15 protein-coding genes are annotated in these 18,119 nt (G+C 74.5%); 7 read left to right on the top strand and 8 right to left on the bottom strand.

The features are described from left to right. Window positions 1-24: 24 nt before the first annotated feature. The 6 genes from ACZ5OX_RS12750 to ACZ5OX_RS12775 form a co-directional block, all read right to left on the bottom strand. Window positions 25-2,748 carry a winged helix-turn-helix domain-containing protein gene (locus ACZ5OX_RS12750; protein WP_465629911.1) on the bottom strand — a complete coding sequence of 908 codons (2,724 nt, stop codon included), beginning with the start codon at window positions 2,746-2,748 and terminating at the stop codon, window positions 25-27. A 135-nt stretch (window positions 2,749-2,883) separates the two neighbouring features. After that, entirely contained in the window at window positions 2,884-3,774 is an 891-nt protein-coding gene (locus ACZ5OX_RS12755) for a YhjD/YihY/BrkB family envelope integrity protein (RefSeq protein ID WP_465629912.1), read from the bottom strand. Window positions 3,775-4,122: 348 nt separating this feature from the next. Then, entirely contained in the window at window positions 4,123-5,487 is a 1,365-nt protein-coding gene (locus ACZ5OX_RS12760; protein ID WP_465629913.1) for a DUF2252 domain-containing protein, read from the bottom strand. Then, window positions 5,484-5,837, bottom strand: a complete 354-nt coding sequence (locus tag ACZ5OX_RS12765) for a hypothetical protein (RefSeq protein ID WP_465629914.1) — start codon at window positions 5,835-5,837, stop codon at window positions 5,484-5,486. Before ACZ5OX_RS12765 ends, ACZ5OX_RS12760 begins: the two co-directional genes overlap by 4 nt. A 73-nt stretch (window positions 5,838-5,910) precedes the next feature. Continuing rightward, window positions 5,911-7,323 (bottom strand): MFS transporter, encoded by a 1,413-nt coding sequence (locus ACZ5OX_RS12770; protein WP_465629915.1) that lies wholly within the window; start codon window positions 7,321-7,323, stop codon window positions 5,911-5,913. Between the two features lie 12 nt (window positions 7,324-7,335). After that, window positions 7,336-9,165, bottom strand: coding sequence for a glycoside hydrolase family 15 protein (locus ACZ5OX_RS12775; protein WP_465629916.1), 1,830 nt, complete (start codon window positions 9,163-9,165; stop codon window positions 7,336-7,338). Between the two features lie 329 nt (window positions 9,166-9,494). Here ACZ5OX_RS12775 and ACZ5OX_RS12780 point away from each other — a divergent pair, with 329 nt between their 5' ends. Then, window positions 9,495-10,016 carry a hypothetical protein gene (locus ACZ5OX_RS12780; protein ID WP_465629917.1) on the top strand — a complete coding sequence of 174 codons (522 nt, stop codon included), beginning with the start codon at window positions 9,495-9,497 and terminating at the stop codon, window positions 10,014-10,016. 90 nt (window positions 10,017-10,106) lie between these two features. Here the strand turns inward: ACZ5OX_RS12780 and ACZ5OX_RS12785 are convergent, their stop codons facing one another. Together ACZ5OX_RS12785 and ACZ5OX_RS12790 are read right to left on the bottom strand one after the other, a co-directional pair. Beyond that, entirely contained in the window at window positions 10,107-10,394 is a 288-nt protein-coding gene (locus ACZ5OX_RS12785) for an SHOCT domain-containing protein (RefSeq protein WP_465629918.1), read from the bottom strand. A gap of 22 nt (window positions 10,395-10,416) precedes the next feature. Beyond that, complete coding sequence (locus tag ACZ5OX_RS12790; RefSeq protein ID WP_465629919.1) at window positions 10,417-10,938, bottom strand: DUF6325 family protein; 522 nt, start codon at window positions 10,936-10,938, stop codon at window positions 10,417-10,419. 497 nt (window positions 10,939-11,435) lie between these two features. On the opposite strand from ACZ5OX_RS12790, the gene ACZ5OX_RS12795 reads away from it, so the two are divergent. From ACZ5OX_RS12795 to ACZ5OX_RS12820, 6 genes are all read left to right on the top strand, one after another. After that, window positions 11,436-12,647 carry a hypothetical protein gene (locus tag ACZ5OX_RS12795; protein ID WP_465629920.1) on the top strand — a complete coding sequence of 404 codons (1,212 nt, stop codon included), beginning with the start codon at window positions 11,436-11,438 and terminating at the stop codon, window positions 12,645-12,647. Between the two features lie 165 nt (window positions 12,648-12,812). Beyond that, window positions 12,813-13,247, top strand: a complete 435-nt coding sequence (locus ACZ5OX_RS12800; protein ID WP_465629921.1) for a DUF7144 family membrane protein — start codon at window positions 12,813-12,815, stop codon at window positions 13,245-13,247. A gap of 436 nt (window positions 13,248-13,683) precedes the next feature. After that, a complete protein-coding gene (locus tag ACZ5OX_RS12805) occupies window positions 13,684-14,958 on the top strand; it encodes a helix-turn-helix domain-containing protein (RefSeq protein ID WP_465629922.1) in 1,275 nt (424 codons plus the stop codon). A 210-nt stretch (window positions 14,959-15,168) separates the two neighbouring features. After that, window positions 15,169-15,612: a cobalamin B12-binding domain-containing protein gene (locus ACZ5OX_RS12810; protein ID WP_465629923.1), complete on the top strand. Its 444-nt coding sequence runs from the start codon at window positions 15,169-15,171 to the stop codon at window positions 15,610-15,612. An 86-nt stretch (window positions 15,613-15,698) separates the two neighbouring features. Next, window positions 15,699-17,015 carry a methylaspartate mutase gene (locus ACZ5OX_RS12815; protein ID WP_465630134.1) on the top strand — a complete coding sequence of 439 codons (1,317 nt, stop codon included), beginning with the start codon at window positions 15,699-15,701 and terminating at the stop codon, window positions 17,013-17,015. A 111-nt stretch (window positions 17,016-17,126) separates the two neighbouring features. Next, window positions 17,127-18,119, top strand: a complete 993-nt coding sequence (locus tag ACZ5OX_RS12820; RefSeq protein ID WP_465629924.1) for an asparagine synthetase A — start codon at window positions 17,127-17,129, stop codon at window positions 18,117-18,119.

Consider the following 18,119-nt stretch of genomic DNA (forward strand, 5'->3'; position numbering starts at 1 on the left):
GGGTAGCGGTGGAGCGGTCCGGGGTCAGAGCAGGTGCAGCGCCCGCGCCCGCCGCACGGCCCGGTTGCGCCCGGTGACGGAGAGCTTCCGGTTGATGCTCTTGAGGTGGGTCTTGACGGTGTTCACGGAGAGGAACAGCTCGGCGGCGATCTCGTCCGTGGACAGCATCTGCGCGGCCAGTCTCAGCACGTCCAGTTCGCGGTCGCTCAGCGGCTCGACCGGATCGTCCGCCGTGGCGGTGTCCCCGGCCGCCTCGCCCGTGGGGCCGGGCAGGAGGTCGGGGGGCAGCCAGCCGTGGGAGTCCACCAGCTCGGGCCGGGAGCGCAGCAGCCGCTCCAGCCACGGCCCGGCGTCCCGGAACGGCCGGCGCAGCCGCTCCGGCCGGGCGACCGCGAGGGCGCGGGCGAGCAGGCGCTGGGCCGCGGCCTCGTCGCCGAGGGCGAGGGCCGCCTGGGACCGGGCGAGCAGGACCCGTACGGTGACCGCGGGCCCGTGGCCGTCGTGATCGGGGATCGCGTCCAGGATCCGCAGGGCGTGTCGGCTCTCCCCGGCGGCGAGCCGCGCCAGGGCGGCGGCGACGGCGCACTCCGGTCCGTCCGCGCCACTGCGCTCCAGTGCCCGGAGGGCGGCGGCCGGGTCCCCCTCGGCGAGGTGCCCGGTGCAGACGGTCACGGCCACGCTCTCCCGCACCCAGGGCGGCGGCGGTCCGGCGGTGGGGCCGCCGTGCTCCAGCCCGTCGAGGAGGTCGAGGGCCGCACGGGTACGGCCCTCGGCCAGCAGCGTCCTCGCCCGGACGATCGCGATCCCCGCGGCGACGGCCGGGTCGTGGTCGGCCGCGTCCGATCCGGCGGCCCGGTCGATCGCCGCCCGCGCCGCGGGCAGGTCGTCGCGGTCGACGGCGAGCGCGGCCAGCACGAGCCGGCCGGCCCCCGTGCGGGAGTCCGGTGGCAGACCGGCGCGTTCGGCCTCCGCCCCCGCTTTCCGCAGGCGGACCTCCGCTCGCCCCGGCCTGCCCCGGAGCAGGTCGATCAGGGCCAGCCGGGCGAGCGACTCCTGGCGCGGACAGGCCGTGGTGGCGCCGTCGCCGGCCGCGGCGGCGGACAGCGCCGTTTCGGCGGCGTCGAGGTTCCCCGCCCAGAGCAGCGCGGAGCCGAGGTCGGTGAGCCGGAGCGCGGGAAGCTCGGGGTGCTGCCGCAGCAGCCCCGCCGGGAGGTGCTCCTCCCACCGGGCGGCCTGGTCGGCGGCGGCCTGGGCCATGTCGGCCGAGCCGAGCAGCCGGCCCGCCAGCACCCGCAGGTGGGCGAGGCTGAGCAGGGCCGCCGCCGGGACGTCCTCGCCGTCGCGTTCGGCGAGCAGCGCCTCGGCGCGCCGGAGGTGTTCGAGCCCGCGGTCCACGTCGTGGCGGGCGAGGTCGCGCGCGGCCCGGACCAGCTCCGGGGCGGGCCCCAGGGCGTCGGGCGCCATGTCGGCGAACAGCCGGTCGAGCCGGTCCGCGCCGCGGCCGGTGAACAGCCGTCCGATGGCCAGCCGGTCGACGACCTGCGTCGCGGCGAACCCCCAGTCGCCGGCCGCGGCGGCGTGCACCAGCCCGTCCGTCAGGTGCCCGGCGGTGATCAGCCAGCGGGCGGCCCTGCGGTGCAGCGCCCGTTCCAGCCCCGGGCTGCGTGCCGCCAGGTGGACGCGCAGGATCTCGGCGAACAGCGGGTGGCAGCGGTACCAGCCGTGGCCGAGGGCCTCGACGAAGGTGTCGGCGCGCGCGAGGTCGGCGAGGATCCGCGCCCCGTCAGGACGGCCGGTCAGCGCGTCGGCCAGATCGGGGTGGACCCGTTCCAGGACGCTCGTGCGCAGCAGGAGGTCCTGGGCCTCGGCGGGCTGGGTGTCGAGGACCTCGGCGAGCAGGAAGTCCGCGACCGTGCTGCGGCAGGCCTCGAACTCCTTCAGGTACACCTCGGGATCGGCGGCGCCCTGGGCGGCCAGGGCGGACAGCCGCAGACCGGCGGCCCAGCCGCCCGTCCGCTCGGTCAGCGACCGGATCGTCCCGGCGGAGAGGTCCAGGCCGTGCCGACGCAGCAGCGCGGCGGTCTCCCGGGGGCGGAAGGCCAGGTCGGCGGCCCGGATCTCGGTGGTGCTGCCGGAGGCGCGGTAGCGGTGCAGCGGCAGGCTCGGCTCCGTGCGGCTGATCAGGACGAGCCGCAGTCCCGGGCCCGCGTGGCCGAGCAGGAAGTGGAGTCCGGAGGCCACCTCGGTGGACGACACGTGTTCGAACTCGTCGAGGACGAGGACCACGGGATCCTCGCGGCGGCTCAGGTGGGCGGCCAGCCGGGCCAGCAGCGAGTGGTCGACCTCGGAAGCCCGGGCGGGGCAGCCGATGTCGTCCGGCAGTGCGACGCCGTGGTGCCGGACGGCTTCCAGCAGGTAGGCCCAGAAGACGCCCGGCGCGTTGTCCTCCCGCTCCACGGTGAGCCAGACCGCCGAGCCGCGCAGCCGCGTCGTGGCCAGCCAGTCGGCGACGAGCAGGGTCTTTCCCGCTCCCGCCGGGGCGTTCACCAGCAGCAGGGACGTCCCCGGGCCGTCGCCGAGGCGCCCGACCAGTCGCGGTCTGTGCACGAAGGTCACCGGGATCGGGGGGACGGCGAAGCGGGCCGCGAGCACCGGGTCGCCCCCGGGTATGCGGGCCGGCCGCGCGGAGCCGCGTCGAGGTGCGTCCGCCGGGCGGACGGGGGAGCCGGCGGCTGGGCTGAGGGGCATGGTGCTCACCTCAGAGGGGATGGCGCATGGTGAGCGCGGATCGCTGACAACCCCATCCTGTCCGACACCGTCCGGGCTGGCAAAGGCGGCCGGGGCGCCCGGGCGGGTGCCCCACGGGCCGCTGCCACAGCGGCCTCACTCCTCGTCCTCCGGGTCCGGCACCGGAGTTCCCAGCAGCCGGGCCAGTCGTCCCTGGCTCGCCACCACGTACCCGATGCCGATGCAGAGCGTGATGGCCGTGAACACCACGATGAGCCAGCTGAGCAGGGTGAAGACCAGGCCGAGCGGGCCGAACTGGGTGATGCTGCGGTTCAGCGAGTGGGGGACGTAGAGCCGTGACGCCCAGGCGAGCACCGTCAGCGCGGCGGCGGTCAGCACCGCCCCCGGCAGCAGCGGGGGCCAGGGGATCCGGCCGCCGAGCAGCAGGTGCTGGGTCCACCACCAGAGCAGGGTGGCCGTGATCAGGTAGAGCACGGCCCCGAGGACCGCGCCCGCCCCGAGCCCGACCCGGATCTGCCCCTGGAGGATCAGGGCGGTCAGCCACACCAGGAGCCAGGCGAGCCACCGCCACGCCGCCAGGCGGCCCGCCAGGTGGGGCAGGTGCCAGCTCCGCTCGCACAGGCGCTGCAGGACGCGGCTGCACGTCGTGGCCGAGAGCAGGGTCACCAGGATGCCGATGCCGCCGAACGTCTCGGTGGTGGACTCCTCACCGGCGGGGTTGAGCGCCGCCGTGATCTCGTTGAGTGAGGCGCCCTGGAGGCCCAGGACGGTGCGCAGCGACTCGGAGACGCTGGTGCGCACCTCCTGGGGCATGAAGGCGGCCAGCACGAACAGCACCGGGATGGCGGTCAGGAACGTCTGCGCGGCGAGGCGGGTGGCGGTGTCCAGGACGTGGACGTGGAGCAGCTGGGCCGCGAGCCGGCGCAGGAACGGGGCGTCGCGCAGGGTGGCCGTCCGCCCCTTCAGCCAGGCGGTCCTGCCGCGGATCCAGTCGGCGCGGCTGGGCTGACCACGCTGCTGCGCCACGCCGTGCTCCCTCCGGTCGATGCCCTCGCCCCGTTCCCGGTCCGCTGCCGCGGATTCCGTCCAAGACTGGGCGACGGGACGCCGTGCGGCACCTCGGGCGGTCCGCCGTTCGGCGCAACGCGGTGACCGCCCTCGACGGGCGTCCCGGCCGCGGGCGCGTACGGGGGTACTGCGCGGCCCAGCTCGGTGGCCTCAAGGTGATCAATGCCGGCCGTCGCCGCGATCACGCTCGCCTGCTTCGCCTTCACCGGCCACCTGCCGGCCCGGCGCGCGTCCGGCGCGGGCGAGCCGGCGCGCGAGGGCGGCGGGACGGGCCGGGCGTAGGGCCGTCCCGCCGCCGGGGCCGGCTCACACGCCGGGCCGCGCGCTGATCCGGCCGCTGTCGATCGCGGCGGTGAGCGCGGCGTGGTCGGCGTCGGTCCGGTCGGCGTAGGCGACGGCGAAGTCGGCGATGGCGCGGTCGAAGACGTCGCCGGAGCCGAGGTACGCGGTGATGGCGACGCGGTCCCCGGTGCGCGCGTGCCCGTGCGCGAGGGTGCTGCCGCACAGCTCGGCGTACCGGTCCAGCAGGTCCACCGGCATGCCGTCGACGACGGCGGAGCCCTTCATGTCGCGCAGTTGGCGCCAGTAGAACTCGTGGCCGCCGGGGCCGGTGGCCCAGCCGAGGAAGATGTCGCCGACGGCCTGGAGACGGCGTTGCCCGGCGACCACCCGTCGGCCCTGGTGCCGGTGGAGGCCGGGCGCGAGGTACGGCTCCAGCACGGAGCGTTGGGCCTCCTTCACCTGGAGGAAGAGCGGTTCGCCGCCGGCGCGTCCGCGGAACAGCCCGATGTGGCACCGGGTGCCCACACTGCCCACGCCGACCACCTTGCGGGCCGCGTCGACCAGCTCGAAGCGGTCGAGCAGCGCCGCCCGCTCCTCCGGCAGGGTGTTCCGGTAGTCCAGCAGGATCTGCCGCAGGCTCGGCAGTTCGTCGCGGCCCATCGGTTCCAGCAGCGGCGGGTCGTGGACGATCCGGGGTTCGCCGTCCGGGCCGGGCTCGGTGAGCTTGGCCAGCGCCTGGAGGCTGGTCCGTGCGCGTGCCTTCGCCAGGGTGGTTCGGACGCGCTTGCGGTACTTCGTCTCCTCGATCAGCGGCAGCAGGTCGGCGGTGTCCACCCGTTGGTACCAGACGTCGAGTTCGCCGAGGCCGGCGAGCCGTCGTATGGAGAGCCGGTACGCGCGGGCGGACGTGAGCGCCACCGCCCGGGCGGACTCGTCGGGCGCCCCGTTCTCGCGCGCGGCCACGGCGATACTGGCGGCCAGGCGTTTGACGTCCCATTCGAAGGGGCCGGGCAGGGTCTCGTCGAAGTCGTTGAGGTCGAAGAGCAGGGCGCGCTCCGGCGAGGCGAAGAGCCCGAAGTTGCACAGGTGCGCGTCCCCGCAGAGCTGGACGGTGAGGCCGGTGTGCGGACCGGCGGCGAGGTCCGCGGCCATGACGGCGGGGGCGCCGCGCAGGAAGGCGAACCGGGAGGCCGCCATCCGGCCGTAGCGGATCGGCACCAGCTCGGGAACGCGGGTGGCGGCCTGCGCCTCCAGGATGCCGACGGGGTCGGCGCGGTCCTGCGCGGGGGCCCAGGTCCCGTGCTCCGAGCGCGGCACGGTGCGGCGGGCCCGGCGCCCCTTCGACACCGAGTCGGAGGTCGCCGGGGCCGGTGCCGGTGCCAGCGTCATACCCCGGCCTGCCGGTGCGTCGCGTGGGTGACCTCCCTGATGGTCCCGACGACGTGCGAGACGGCGTGGGCCACCGCGCCGCTCGCGACGAGCAGGACGCTGATGAGGATCCATCCGTCCTTCTCGTTGACGCTGAGGTCGCCCGGGCGCACCGGGCCGACCGGTGCGGGTGCGCGCTGCGGCGCGGGGCGCAGGATCTCCCTGGTGATCGCGGTGATGCCGGACAGCGCGTGCGCGACCGCGCCGGCGACGAACAGCGAGGACCCGAGGACGACCCAGCCGACTCGTCCGAGCTCGTCGGTCTTGGTCGTGCTGGTGGAATGAGCTGCCTGGTGGTGAATGCCGAGCACCGTTCTCGCCTCCTGGGGGGACGGGGTTGCCGGGGGTGGTGGGACTTCCCTCCTTCGGGGGCCTCCTTCGGGTTCAGCGGCCTGGGCCGGTTGCGGGGGTGCCCGCCGCGGCGGGCCGGTCGTGCGGCAGGAACAGCGCCGCGCAGAGTCCGGCCAGGCCGCAGAGGGCGAGGACGGCCATGGCCGCCGCGTAGCCGTTGCGGGTGAGCTCCGAGACCAGGATGGTTCCGGCGATCGCGGTGCCCAGCGAGGAGCCGAGGTTGGAGATGCTGCGCGAGAGGCCGGAGATCTCGCCCTGACGGCTGTCGGGGAAGGCGGACTGCACGATGTTGACCGAGGGCGTGAGCATCAGGCCGATGCCCAGCCCGATCAGCAGCAGGCCGGGGGTGAACGCCCAGACGCCGTCGACGGCGCGGACCAGGAGCAGCAGCACGACGATGCCGACGGTGGTGAGCGCGAAGCCGGCGAGGACCAGGGTGCGCTGGGAGCGGCGCTCGGCCAGGCGCTCGGCGGCGAGCGAGGTGGCGAGCAGGCCGAGGGTGGCGGCGGTGAAGACGCCTCCGGTGGCGATGGCGCTGTAGCCGCGCACGACCTGGAGGTAGGCGCCGACGGTGAACGAGACGCCCATCAGGACGAGCCACTGGGCGTTCTGGGTGATGAGGCCCAGGTTGGAGGTGCGGTTGTGGAACAGGCTGGTGGCCAGCAGCGGTTCGCGTCCGGCGCGTTCCAGCCGGCGGATCCAGCGGAAGAAGCCGGCCAGCACGGCGGCGCCGGCGAGCAACAGCGCGATCATCAGCCAGGTGTTGTTGTCGGCGGCGAGGATGCCGGTGACCAGGAGGATCAGCCCGGCGGCGGACAGGACGGCGCCGACGGTGTCGAACGGCCGGTCCGGGTCGGCGGGGAGCGGGTCCTCCAGCTTGCGGGTGAGGAACAGGATCAGGGCCACGATCACGGCCTGGAAGGCGAAGTTGGCCCGCCAGTCGATGGCCGTGGTGAGCAGGCCGCCGAGGAGCGGTCCGGCCGCGGCGCCGATGCCGCCGAGGGCCATGATGGCACCGAAGGCGCGGGCCCGGGCGGCCGTACCGGTGAACAGCAGGGTGGTCAGGATGTAGACCGGGGGGATCAGCAGGGCGGTGCCGACGCCCTCCAGCACGGAGTTGCCCAGGAGGAGGACGCCGAGCCCCGGGGCGGCCGCGCTGAGCACGGCGCCGACGCCGTAGACGGTGAGACCGGCCATCAGGCAGCGCTTGCGGCCCCAGCGGTCGGTGAGTTTGCCGCCGGGGATCATCAGGGCGGCCATCACCAGCAGGAAGACGGTGATGGCGACCTGGACGCCCTGGACGGTGGTGTCCAGGTCCCGGCTGATGTCGTTGATCATCACGTTCATGCTGGAGCCGGCGAAGCTGCAGATGAACTGGGCCAGCGCCAGCGGCACCAGCACCTTGCGTCCGGCCGCGGTGGGGGCGGTGGCGACGGTGGAGGTCATCGCGTGTCCCCTTCAGGAGGTCCCGCGGCGGTCGAGTTCCTCGTCGAGGGCGAGCGCCGCGTCGATCAGTGCGAGGTGGGTGAACGCCTGGGGGAAGTTGCCCAGTTGCTCGCCGGAGGGGCCGATCTCCTCGGCGAACAGGCCGACGTGGTTGGCGTAGGTGAGCATCTTGTCGAACGCGTAGCGGGCCTGGGCGACCCGGCCGGCCCGGGCCAGGGCCTCGACGTAGAGGAACGTGCAGAGGTTGAAGGTGCCCTCGGAGCCCTTCAGGCCGTCGGGGGAGGCAGCGGGGTCGTAGCGGTAGACCAGGCTGTCCTGGACCAGTTCCCGGTCCATCGCGTCGAGGGTGGACAGCCAGGCCGGGTCGGTGGGGGAGAGGAAACCGACCTTGGGCATCAGCAGCAGCGAGGCGTCCAGGACGTCGGTGCCGTAGTGCTGGGTGAAGGCCTCGCGTTCGGGGCTCCAGCCGCGTTGCACGATCTGGCGCAGGATGTCGTCGCGCTCCGAGCTCCAGCGGTCGAGGTCCGCGGGGCGGGCGAACCGGAGGGCGAGGCGGATGGCGCGGTCGAAGGCGACCCAGCACATCAGGCGGCTGTAGGTGAAGTCCTGGCGTCCGCCGCGCGTCTCCCAGATGCCCTCGTCCGGGCGGTCCCACTGTTCGGTCAGCCAGTCCAGGAGCCCGCGGAACGCGGTCCAGCCGCGCAGCGCCCCCATGTCGCTCTCGTCGGCGGCGAACGCGTAGACGGCCTCGCCGTAGATGTCGAGCTGGAGCTGTTCGGCGGCGGCGTTCCCGGCGCGCACCGGGGAGGAGCGGCGGTAGCCCTCCCACTGGGTGAGGGACTCCTCGGTCAGGTGGGGGTCGCCGTCGACGCGGTACATGATCTGGAGCCGTTCGCCCCCGGAACCGGCGGCCTCGATCCGCTCCCGCACCCAGCGGCGGAAGGCGCGCGCCTCGTCGTTGAAGCCGAGGCTGATGAGGGTGTGCACGGAGAGCGAGGCGTCCCTGATCCAGGTGTAGCGGTAGTCCCAGTTCCGCTCGCCGCCGATCTGCTCCGGCAGCCCCATCGTCGCGGCGGCGACCAGCGCACCGGTCGGGTGGTAGCTGAGCAGCTTGAGCGTGATCGCCGAGCGGTCCACGATCTGGCGCCAACGTCCTTGGTAGGTCGAGGACTTGAGCCATCCGTACCAGAACTTCCGGCAGGCCTCGAAGGCGGCGGCGTGCTCCGCCTCGGTGGGCGCGGCGGCAGGGGTGGCGTCCGGCGGCTGGGTCGTGAGCAGTACGGTGGCCGACTCTCCCGCGTCCAGGGTGAACGCCGCGGTCACGTCGGAGCCGTCGGGCCCGAGCGCGACGGGAGCGGTGGTCTGCACGCACAGCTCCTGCTCCGGGCCCCGGAGCACCGCGCAGTGCTCGTCCACGAGGGTGAGCCCGTGAGGGGCCCGGCCGTAGTCGAAGCGCGGCCGGCACTCCAGCAGGAACGGTACCCGTCCGCGCACCACCCGGGCCGTGCGGACGATCCGGTGCCGGTCGCTCGGGGCCGGGGAGGTGTCGGGGAGCATGAAGTCGACGACCTCCGCCACCCCCTGCGGGGCGAGGAACCGGGTGACCAGAATGGCCGTGTCCGCGAGGTAGAGCTGTTTCACCTGTACGTCGGGCACCGCGTCCCGGTCGACGGCCAGCCTGCAGCGGCCGCCCTGGGCGTGGTCCAGCAGGGAGGCGAACAGGCTCGGGGAGTCGAAGCGGGGGGTGCACCACCAGTCGATGTCACCGCTGGTGGACACGAGCGCGGCGGTCTGCAGGTCGCCGATGATCCCGTGCTCGGCGATCGGAGGGTAGGGGCTCACGCGGACTCCTCGTGGACTCCTCGGTGGACGGCGAGGGAAACGACGGACGGACGGCGAGGGGAACGACCTCCGCGGACGGCGGGGGAAACCGCGGACGGCGGGGGAAACGACCTCCGCAGGACGACGGGGGAAACGACCTTTCCCGCCCACGCTACGAGCGTCGGCCGGACTCCGGATCACCCGGCGTGGGTGACCGCGCCGACGCGCCGGAACCCGGAACGCGGGCGATGATGGCCGCAACGGGCCCGTCGGACGTGGGACCCGGAGGTGGGACCCGTCGGTCGTGGGACCCATCGGACGTGTTCGAGGGGATGACGGGAGCAGGCGTCATGACCACCTCGCGCAGTCGCACCCCCGCCCCGGGCGAACCGGCCGCGGCCGGAATCCGGCCCCGGACCGACTACGCCGGCGCGGTGTACGGTTCGATGCTCGCCGCCTCCGTGATCGCGGCCGCCAGCCTCAACGAACCGCACCCCAGGCTGTCGCTCATCCTGCTGCTGGTGATCACCGGGTTGGTGTTCTGGGCCGCCCACGTCTACGCGCGCGTGGCCGGAGAGCGTGAGGCCGGCCGGCAGGTCACCCGGCGCCAGGTGCGCGAGGTGGGCCGGCACGAGTGGCCGCTCGTCGAGGCGTCGGCGCTGCCCGCCCTGGCTGTGCTGGTCAGCCCGTGGCTGGGGGCGGGGGAGAACGCCTGGCTCGCCCTCGGCGTCGCCGTGGCGCAGCAGGTGGCCTGGGCGGCGCTGGGCGCCCGCCGGGCGGGCGCCTCACCGGGCCAGATCGCCGCCGAGGGGGCGGTCAACCTGGTGCTGGGTCTGGTGATCGTGGCGGCCAAGGTCGCGGTGGGGCACTGAATCACCCTCCGCGGGTGATCCGCCGGATCCGCCGGTGTGCCGAGGGCGCTGTGCGCGGACGGTGCTGTGGGGCGCTCTGCGTAGACGGTGCTACGCGGCGAGGAGCCGCTGCTTCTGCGCGGTGAACTCCTCCTCGGTGAGGACACCCTGGTCCCGCAGCTGCGCCAACTGCTGCAGCTGGGCGATCTTCTGGTCCATGCCCGCCGGGGCGGGCGCGGCAGGAGCGGCGGGAGCCGGTGGCGGGGGCGGCGCGGGTTCGGCCACCAGGTCCTGTTGGGCCCAGCGGCCCGCCTGGCGACGGGACACCCGGTTGGACACGGCGGTCGCCGTGCCGGCGACGACGGCGGTGCGCGCGACACCGCGCAGCAGACCTGGCATGGTTCGTTCTCCTCTCGGCGGTTCACCCGGCGGCGGACGTTCCGGAGCCGGAGCCGTCCGACGCGTCCGTCCCGTCGTTCCCGTCGTTCCCGTCGTTTCCTTCGGTGCCGTCCAGCGCGTCCAGGGAGTGCAGCAGATCCTGCAGCGGCACCCGGCCGCTGGCGACCACCTGGGCGCCGCCGCGGCGCAGGGCCGCGGCGAACGGCGCGGCCCAGGTGTTCTCGTAGATGAGCACGCCGGCCGAGTTGCCGGGCTCGATGACCCCGGCGGCCTCGCTCAGGTCGTCCTCGTCGAGCAGGCCCGATCCGGCGCCCTCGAAGAGGGCCAGGTCCAGTCGGCCGTCCCCGTCGAAGTCGGCGATCTCCATGCCCGCGACGGTGCCGTCGGTGTCCTTGCGTACGAACGCGAAGTCCAGGATGCGGATCAGACCCCGGTCCACCAGGTCGATCAGCAGCGGGAGTGCTTCGCCGGTCATCCGGTTGCCGGGGAACTCGACCACCAGGTAGTCGATGGGCCCGGTCTCGGCGAGGACGTCCTCGGTCATGGTGGTGTTCCCTTCCACGTGGAGTCCCTCGCCCGGCCCGTCGGGTCGGTCCGTTCGGTCCGTTCGGTCCGTCGGGCAGGTCGGTCCGTCGGGCAGGGCGCTGCTTCCGACGCTAGGGGCCGCCGCCGGGCCCGCGGATCACCTGCCCGGGGTGAGGAACGGCCCGGTGTCGGGTGTGTTCCGGGCCGGCCGGCCCGGAACACACCTCGTCCGGGCGGCCCAGCCCGGCGTGCCGGGCGGGGGGCGGTGCGGCGTGAATGGTGTCCAGCGGTGCCAGGGCCGCGTGGCGAGTGCCGGGAGAGCCGTTGAACGGACCGAGTGAACCCCAGCCGTCCGGGCCCCAGCCGTCCGAGCGTCCGACGGGCGGGCCCCAGCCGTCCAGGTCCCAGCCGTCCGGGCCCCCGGCGTCCGGGCCCCCGCCAGGCGACGGGCCTCCGACAGGGGGCGGCAGCGCCCCCGTGGGGCCCGGGCACCGCCCCCGGGCGGGCCGGATCGTCATGAGCACCGTGTCGGCCGTGCTGATCACGCTGACCTGCATCCTGGTGCCGGTCTCGCTGCTCACCGTCTGGTTGCACGACATCGCGCTGGACACCGACCGGTACGTCAGCACGGTCGCGCCTCTGGCGAGGAACCCCGCGGTCCAGGACGCCGCGGTCCACCGGATCACCGAGGCGGTGGACGTGAGGGTGAACGGCCCGGAGGTCGCCTCCGATCTGGCCGGCTGGCTGCAGTCGCAGGGGCTGCCGCCCCGGGCCGCGTCCGCAGTCAAGTCGCTGGGGCCCAAGATCGACGACGCGGTGGACCAGGTGGTCACCGCGGCGGCGACCAAGGTGGTGCGCAGCGACGCCTTCGACACCGTCTGGACCCAGGCGAACCGTGCCGCCCACACGGCCGTGGTCCACGCCCTGACCGGACACGGCCGCGGCGCCGTCGAGGTCGGCGACGGCACGGTCACCCTCGACGTCGGCAAGGCCGTGGACCAGCTGAAGCAGGATCTGGTGGCCGCGGGCCTGACCCCGGCCGAGAAGATCCCGGAAGTGAACAAGCAGATGGTGCTGTTCCAGTCCGACGAGCTGGCAAAGGCCCGCGGTGCCGCACACGCGCTGGACGTGCTGGGCAACTGGCTGCCGGTGATCACCGTGCTGCTCGGCCTGGTCGGCGTCCTGCTGGCGCGGCGCCGGCGCCGCGCCCTGGTGGCCACGGCGCTCGGAGCGGCCGGGGCCAGTCTGCTGGTGGCGATCGCCCTGGTGGTCGCCCGGCACTACTACCTCGACCACCTGCCGCCCGCCGTCCAGTCCCCGGACGCCGCGGCCGCGATCTTCGACACGCTGGTGAGGTTCCTGCGGGTCAGTCTGCGTACCGCGATCGTCCTGGGCGTGGTGGTGGCGCTCGGCGCCTACCTCTCCGGGGCGGGCCGCCTGCCGCGCGCCGTGCGCGGCCGGGCGGACCACGCCGCGGACTCGGTCGCCCGGTGGAGCGGTGCGCACGGCGTGCACACCGGTCGGGCCGGTACCTGGACCGACGCCCACCGCCGCTGGCTCGTCCTCGCGGCGCTGCTGATCGTCGCCCTGGTGTTCGCCCTCTGGAACCACCCGACGGTGCTGACCGTGCTGCTGCTCGCCCTCGTGCTCCTCGCCGTCCTCGCCGTGCTGGCGCTGCTCGCCGCCTCCGGACGGGTCGGGGCCGGGAGTCCGCGGGACGAGGACTGAGGGAAACCCCACGTGGTCGTACGGGGCGGCGGCCACGCTCCGCAGCCGCGGCCGGATCCGTGCGAACGACAGGACCGGGATCCGGCTCTACCGTGAACGTAGGACTTCTGTTCCACCCTCCCGCCCACCGCGGCCCGCGAGGCGGTTGCCATCGAAGGAGTCACCATGACCAGCAGCGTCAGTGGAGTCGGCACCAGCCAGATCCCCCAGCCCCAGCGGCATCCCTATGCGTCCGGATGGACCATCTTCGCCGGGGTCATGCTGATCACCGGCGGTCTCATGGCGATCTTCGAGGGGATCTCCTCGATCGCCAAGGACGACCTGGTCGTCGTCACCCGCAACTACGTGTACTCGATGAACACCGCGGGGTGGGGGTGGATCCACCTGATCATCGGTGTCCTCATCGTGGTGGCGGGTATCGCGGTCTTCAGCGGCGCCCTGTGGGCCCGCATCTTCGGTGTGGCCGTCGCCTCGCTGGGAATCATCGCCAACTTCCTGTGGCTGCCGTACTACCCGGCGTGGGCCGCCATCCTGATCGGGATCGACGCCCTGGTCATCTGGGCGCTGTGCGTCGGCGGCCTCAGGCAGGCGGCCGAATGACCTCCCGGGACGCCTGGCGCTGACCGCGCGACCGGCCCGGATCCCGGCACCCGTCGGGGTCCGGGCCGCCGCATGTCCGCCGGGCGCCGGGTGCCGGTCGCGTGCCTGCCGGGTGCCGGTCGTGCCCGCCGGGTGACCCGGGCCGGGCCGCCGGGTGACCGGGCCACCGGCGCCGCGTCGGACGTACCGAAACGGACTGTGAGGCCCGGGTGAAGGTCGTGGGTAGGGCCGGTGATCGGCCGTTGATCGGGCGTAGACGGCGAGCCTGGAGCATCGGGAACCGGAGGGAGCCGGTCGGAGGCCACAGCCTGGACGCGGGTCCCGTACGGCCGGACCACGGGCCGAACGGGACCCGGCGCTGATGCCGCCACCGGTCCCGACGCCAGGAGGAGTCCGGACCACGAAGGGCAGACGAGGCATGGACGGCGGGCAGTCGGTGCAAGCGGTGAGAACGGCGGCGGTCTTCGGCGAGCTGCTGCGGCTACGGCGCGAGCGGATCGGGCTGACCCAGCAGTGCCTGGCCGACCACGCGACCCTGAGCGTGCGGGCGATCCGGGACATGGAGAGCGGCCGGGTGCGCAGGCCCCGCAACGAGACCGTCCGGCTGCTCGCGGACGCCCTGCGGCTGGAGGGCCGCAGCCGGGCCGACTTCGAGGAGGCCGCCCGCCGGCACCCGCTCGCCGACGAGCCGGTGGCCGCGCCGGCCGCCCCGCCGGTGGCGCGCGGGGCGATCGTCGGCCGGGAGATGGAGGCCGAGGTGCTGGCCGACGCCTTCGCCGTGCACGGCGACCGGCTGGTCTCGCTGGTGGGCCTCGGCGGAGTGGGCAAGACCCGGCTCGCCCTGGAGGTCGCCCGTCGGCTGCACCTGGCCGTCCGCTGGTCGGTGCGCTGGGTGGACTGCGGCGGCGGCCCGCACCCCTGGCGCGCGCCGCTGGACGACCTCGTCCGCGACCTCGGCGACCGGCCCGCCCTGCTGGTCCTGGACGGCGCCGACGGCGGGGTGGACGCCGGGCAGCTGGACGGGCTGTTCCACCACTGCCCCGGGCTGCGGGTGCTGATCACCGCCCGGCAGGCCAGGCCGCTGCCCGGCGGCCAGGTCATCCCGCTCGCGCCGCTGCCCGTCCCGGCTCCCGAACTCGACGCCGAGCCGGAGGCGTTGGCGCAGGTCGGAGCCGTCCGGCTGCTGCTCTCACACCTGTGCCGGCTGCGCCCCGGCTACACCCTGGAGCGCTCCGAGGCACCCGCCGTCGCGGAGCTCTGCCGCCGCCTCGACGGCCTGCCCGGCGCGTTGGAGCGGGCGGCGGGGTGGGCGCTGGTGCAGTCCACCGCCCAGCTGGTGGCCCGGCTGGGGGCCGTCCCGTTCACCCTGGCCGCGCCGCCGGTGGTGTTCGGCGCGCGCGGTGACCTGCGGGACGAGGTGGAGCCCGCGATCCGATGCCTGACTGACCGTCAGCGCGCCCTGCTTGAGGTGCTGGTGGACGAACCGGGGGAGTGGTCGGGGGAGGACGCGGTGGTCCGCAGCGGCTGGGCGCTGCAGACCTGCCTCGCCACGGTGCACGAACTGCTGTCGCGCGGGCTGATCCGCAGCGTGCCCGCCCGGGACGGCGTGCGCTTCACGGTGCTCAACCTGTGCCGGCGCCTCGTCCGGGAGGAGCCGGGGGCCCGGCTCGGCTCGGGCGGGGACGTCCCGCTGCTGGCCGTCGCGGGCTGACCGCCGGGGTCGGCTGTCGCCGGCCGACCGCGACGCGTCGGCAGGCTGCCGACTCCGCCGACTCTGCCCACTGCGCCGATTCTGCCGCTTAATGCCGCAGGAGCTGCCGCTTGCCCGGCCCGATCGTTCCTAGCGTTCTCCGTGGGGCCGGACCACCGCGAGGAGCGTGCCGGAACGCCATCGACGATCTCTACCGATGAGGGCTGAGTTGTGGAGCACGGGAACGCCGAACAGAACGGTCTGGCCGTCGTCGTGACGACGACCGCCTCGGATTCGCACACCTGGAACCTGGTGTTCCTCCAGGTCCTGCTGGAGGAGACGGGCCACCGGGTGACGAATCTGGGCGCCTGCGTCCCGGACGCGCTGCTGCTCTCCGAATGCCGCCGGATCGAACCGGACCTGATCGTGATCAGCAGCGTCAACGGGCACGGCCACCAGGAGGGCCTGCGGGTGATCGAGGCCCTCCGTGCCTGTCCGGAACTGCGGCGCACCCCGACCGTCATCGGCGGCAAGCTCGGCATCGCGGGAGCCGATGACCCGGACCGCGAGCGGGAGTTGCTGGCGGCCGGCTTCGACGCGGTCTTCGAGGAGGGCGCGGCGGTGGCCGGGTTCCGCGAGTTCGTCGCCGGGCTGCGCTCCGGGGCCCTGCTGTGACGCGGCCGCTGGCGACCGGCCCTGCTGCGGCGGGGCAGCTGGCGACCGGCCCTGTTGTGGCGGGGCCGCTGGCGATCGGCCCTGTTGTGGCGGGCCCGGCCCGGGCGGGCTTCGGCGCCTTCGTGGCGCAGGCCGCCGAGGCCGGCGCCCCGGTGGTCCAGCCCCGGATGGGCATGGCGGAGGCGGCCCGGATGCGGGAGGGCCTGCTGGCCACCCGGGACGCGGCCGCCGTCACCGTCGGCACCATCACCCTGGACAGCTACACCCGCACCGGCGACCTCGCGGCCGCGCGGCGCGCCCTGGCCGCCGGGGCGGGCCTCAACGGCTACCCGATCGCCACCCACCCGGTCGACGTCACCCGGGAGGTGCTGCGCGGGGTGGCGGACGCGGGCTTCCCGGTGCAGGTACGGCACGGCTCGGCCGCCCCGGAGCGGATCTTCCGCGCACTGCTGGCGGCCGGCCTGGACGCCACCGAGGGCGGGCCGGTCTCCTACTGTCTGCCGTACGGCCGCACCCCGCTCCACGAGTCGGTCGCCCGCTGGCGAACCAGCTGCGAACTCCTGGCGTCCACCAGGGAGTTCGGCGCCGAGCCGCACCTGGAGACCTTCGGCGGCTGCCTGATGGGCCAGCTCTGCCCGCCCTCGCTGCTGATCGCCGTCAGCGTGCTGGAGGCGCTGTTCTTCCGGGCGCACGGACTGCGCAGCATCTCGCTCAGCTACGCCCAGCAGGCCAACGCCCGCCAGGACGAGGAGGCGCTCGCCGCGCTCGGCCGGATCGCGGGGGAACTGCTCGCGGACGTCGACTGGCACCTCGTGGTGTACGCGTACATGGGCGTGTACCCGCGCTCGCCCGGCGGCGCGCGGCTGCTGCTGGAGGACGCGGCGCGGCTCTCGGTGCGCGGCGGTGCGGCCCGGCTGATCGTCAAGACCACGGCCGAGGCGCACCGGATCCCGACCGTCGCCGAGAACGTCCGGGCGCTGGAGGCGGCCGCCGCGGCCGCCACGGCGGAGCGGGCCCGCCCGCGGCCCGCCGCGCCACCGGACACCGGGATCGAGGCCGAGGCCAGGGCGCTGATCGGGGCGGTGCTCGACCTGGACGCCGACGTCGGGCGCGCCCTGGTGCGGGCGTTCGCGGCCGGCTACCTGGACGTGCCGTACTGCCTCCACCCCGACAACGCCGGGCGGACGCGCAGCTCGCTGGGCCCGGACGGGCGGCTGCACTGGTCCGCGGTCGGCTCGATGCCGATCGCGGGACTCGGCGAGCGCGGCCGGACGCCGATCCTCGGCTCGGCCGGGCTGCTGGCCGCCCTCTCCCACGTCCAGCGCGGCTACGACGGCCGGGCCGAGTACGCGGCCGCGGCGGCGTCCGCGTCCGCGGCCCGTGGCCTGCCCGTGGCGCGCTGACCCTCCCGACCGGGCCCGCGGCGCCGCCGCTCCAGGTCGAACCGCCATACGCCCGAAACCACTTCACGCCGAACGAGCACGGACACTCCCCGAGAGAAGAGGACCCCGGCCATGCCCGACGCCACGCCCCTGCCCCCGACCGATCCGGGCCGCCACCTGACCGCACCGGCCACCCGTAGCGCGCTCCGGATCCAGCAGCAACTGCTCACATCCGCCCGCGAGTTCCTGCGTGGCCGGGGCTTCACCGAGCTGCTGCCGCCGATCATCGGCCCGGTCACCGACCCCGGCGCGCGCGGCTCCAAGCAGGTGGACATCGACTACTACGGCCACCGCTACAAGCTGATGACCAGCGCGATCCTGTACAAGCAGGCCTCGCTGCTCGCCTTCGACAAGATCTTCTGCATCGCCCCGAACGTCCGGCTGGAGCCGCTGGAGACCGCCGGGACGAGCCGGCACCTGGCCGAGTTCCACCAGCTGGACGTAGAGGTCGCCGGCGCGAGCCGGGACGACGTCGTCCAGCTGGCCGAGGACCTGGTGGTGCACATGGTCGACGGCGTGCTGTGCGAGCTGCCCAAGGAGTTCGCCGAACTCGGCCGGGACCCGCAGGCGTTCGCCGAACTCCTGAAGGGCTCCTTCGGCCGGATCCGGCACGCCGAGGCGGTCGCCGAACTGCGCGGCATCGGCCACCCGCAGAGCCCGGAGGCCGAACTCGACTGGGAGGGCGAGGCGTTGCTGTCCGCCCGGCGCGACCGGCCGTTCTTCGTCACCGACTACCCGAAGGGCTCGCGCGGCTTCTACGACCGCGAACACCCCCAGGACCCGGGCCTGCTGCGGAACTTCGACCTGCTCGCGCCCGAGGGCTACGGCGAGCTGTGCAGCGGCAGCCAGCGGACCAACGACTACGCGGAGATCATCACCCGGATGCGGGAGACCGGCGAGAACCCGCAGAAGTACCGCTGGTACCTGGACCTGGTGCGCGAGGGCGTGCCGGCCAGCGCGGGCTTCGGCATCGGGGTCGAGCGGCTCACCCGGTACGTCGCCGGGCTGGACGCCGTCTGGCAGGCCAGTGCGTTCCCGAAGCTCGCCGGGGTGGTGTCACCGTGA

Source organism: Kitasatospora sp. NPDC032121 (genome assembly GCF_055580145.1).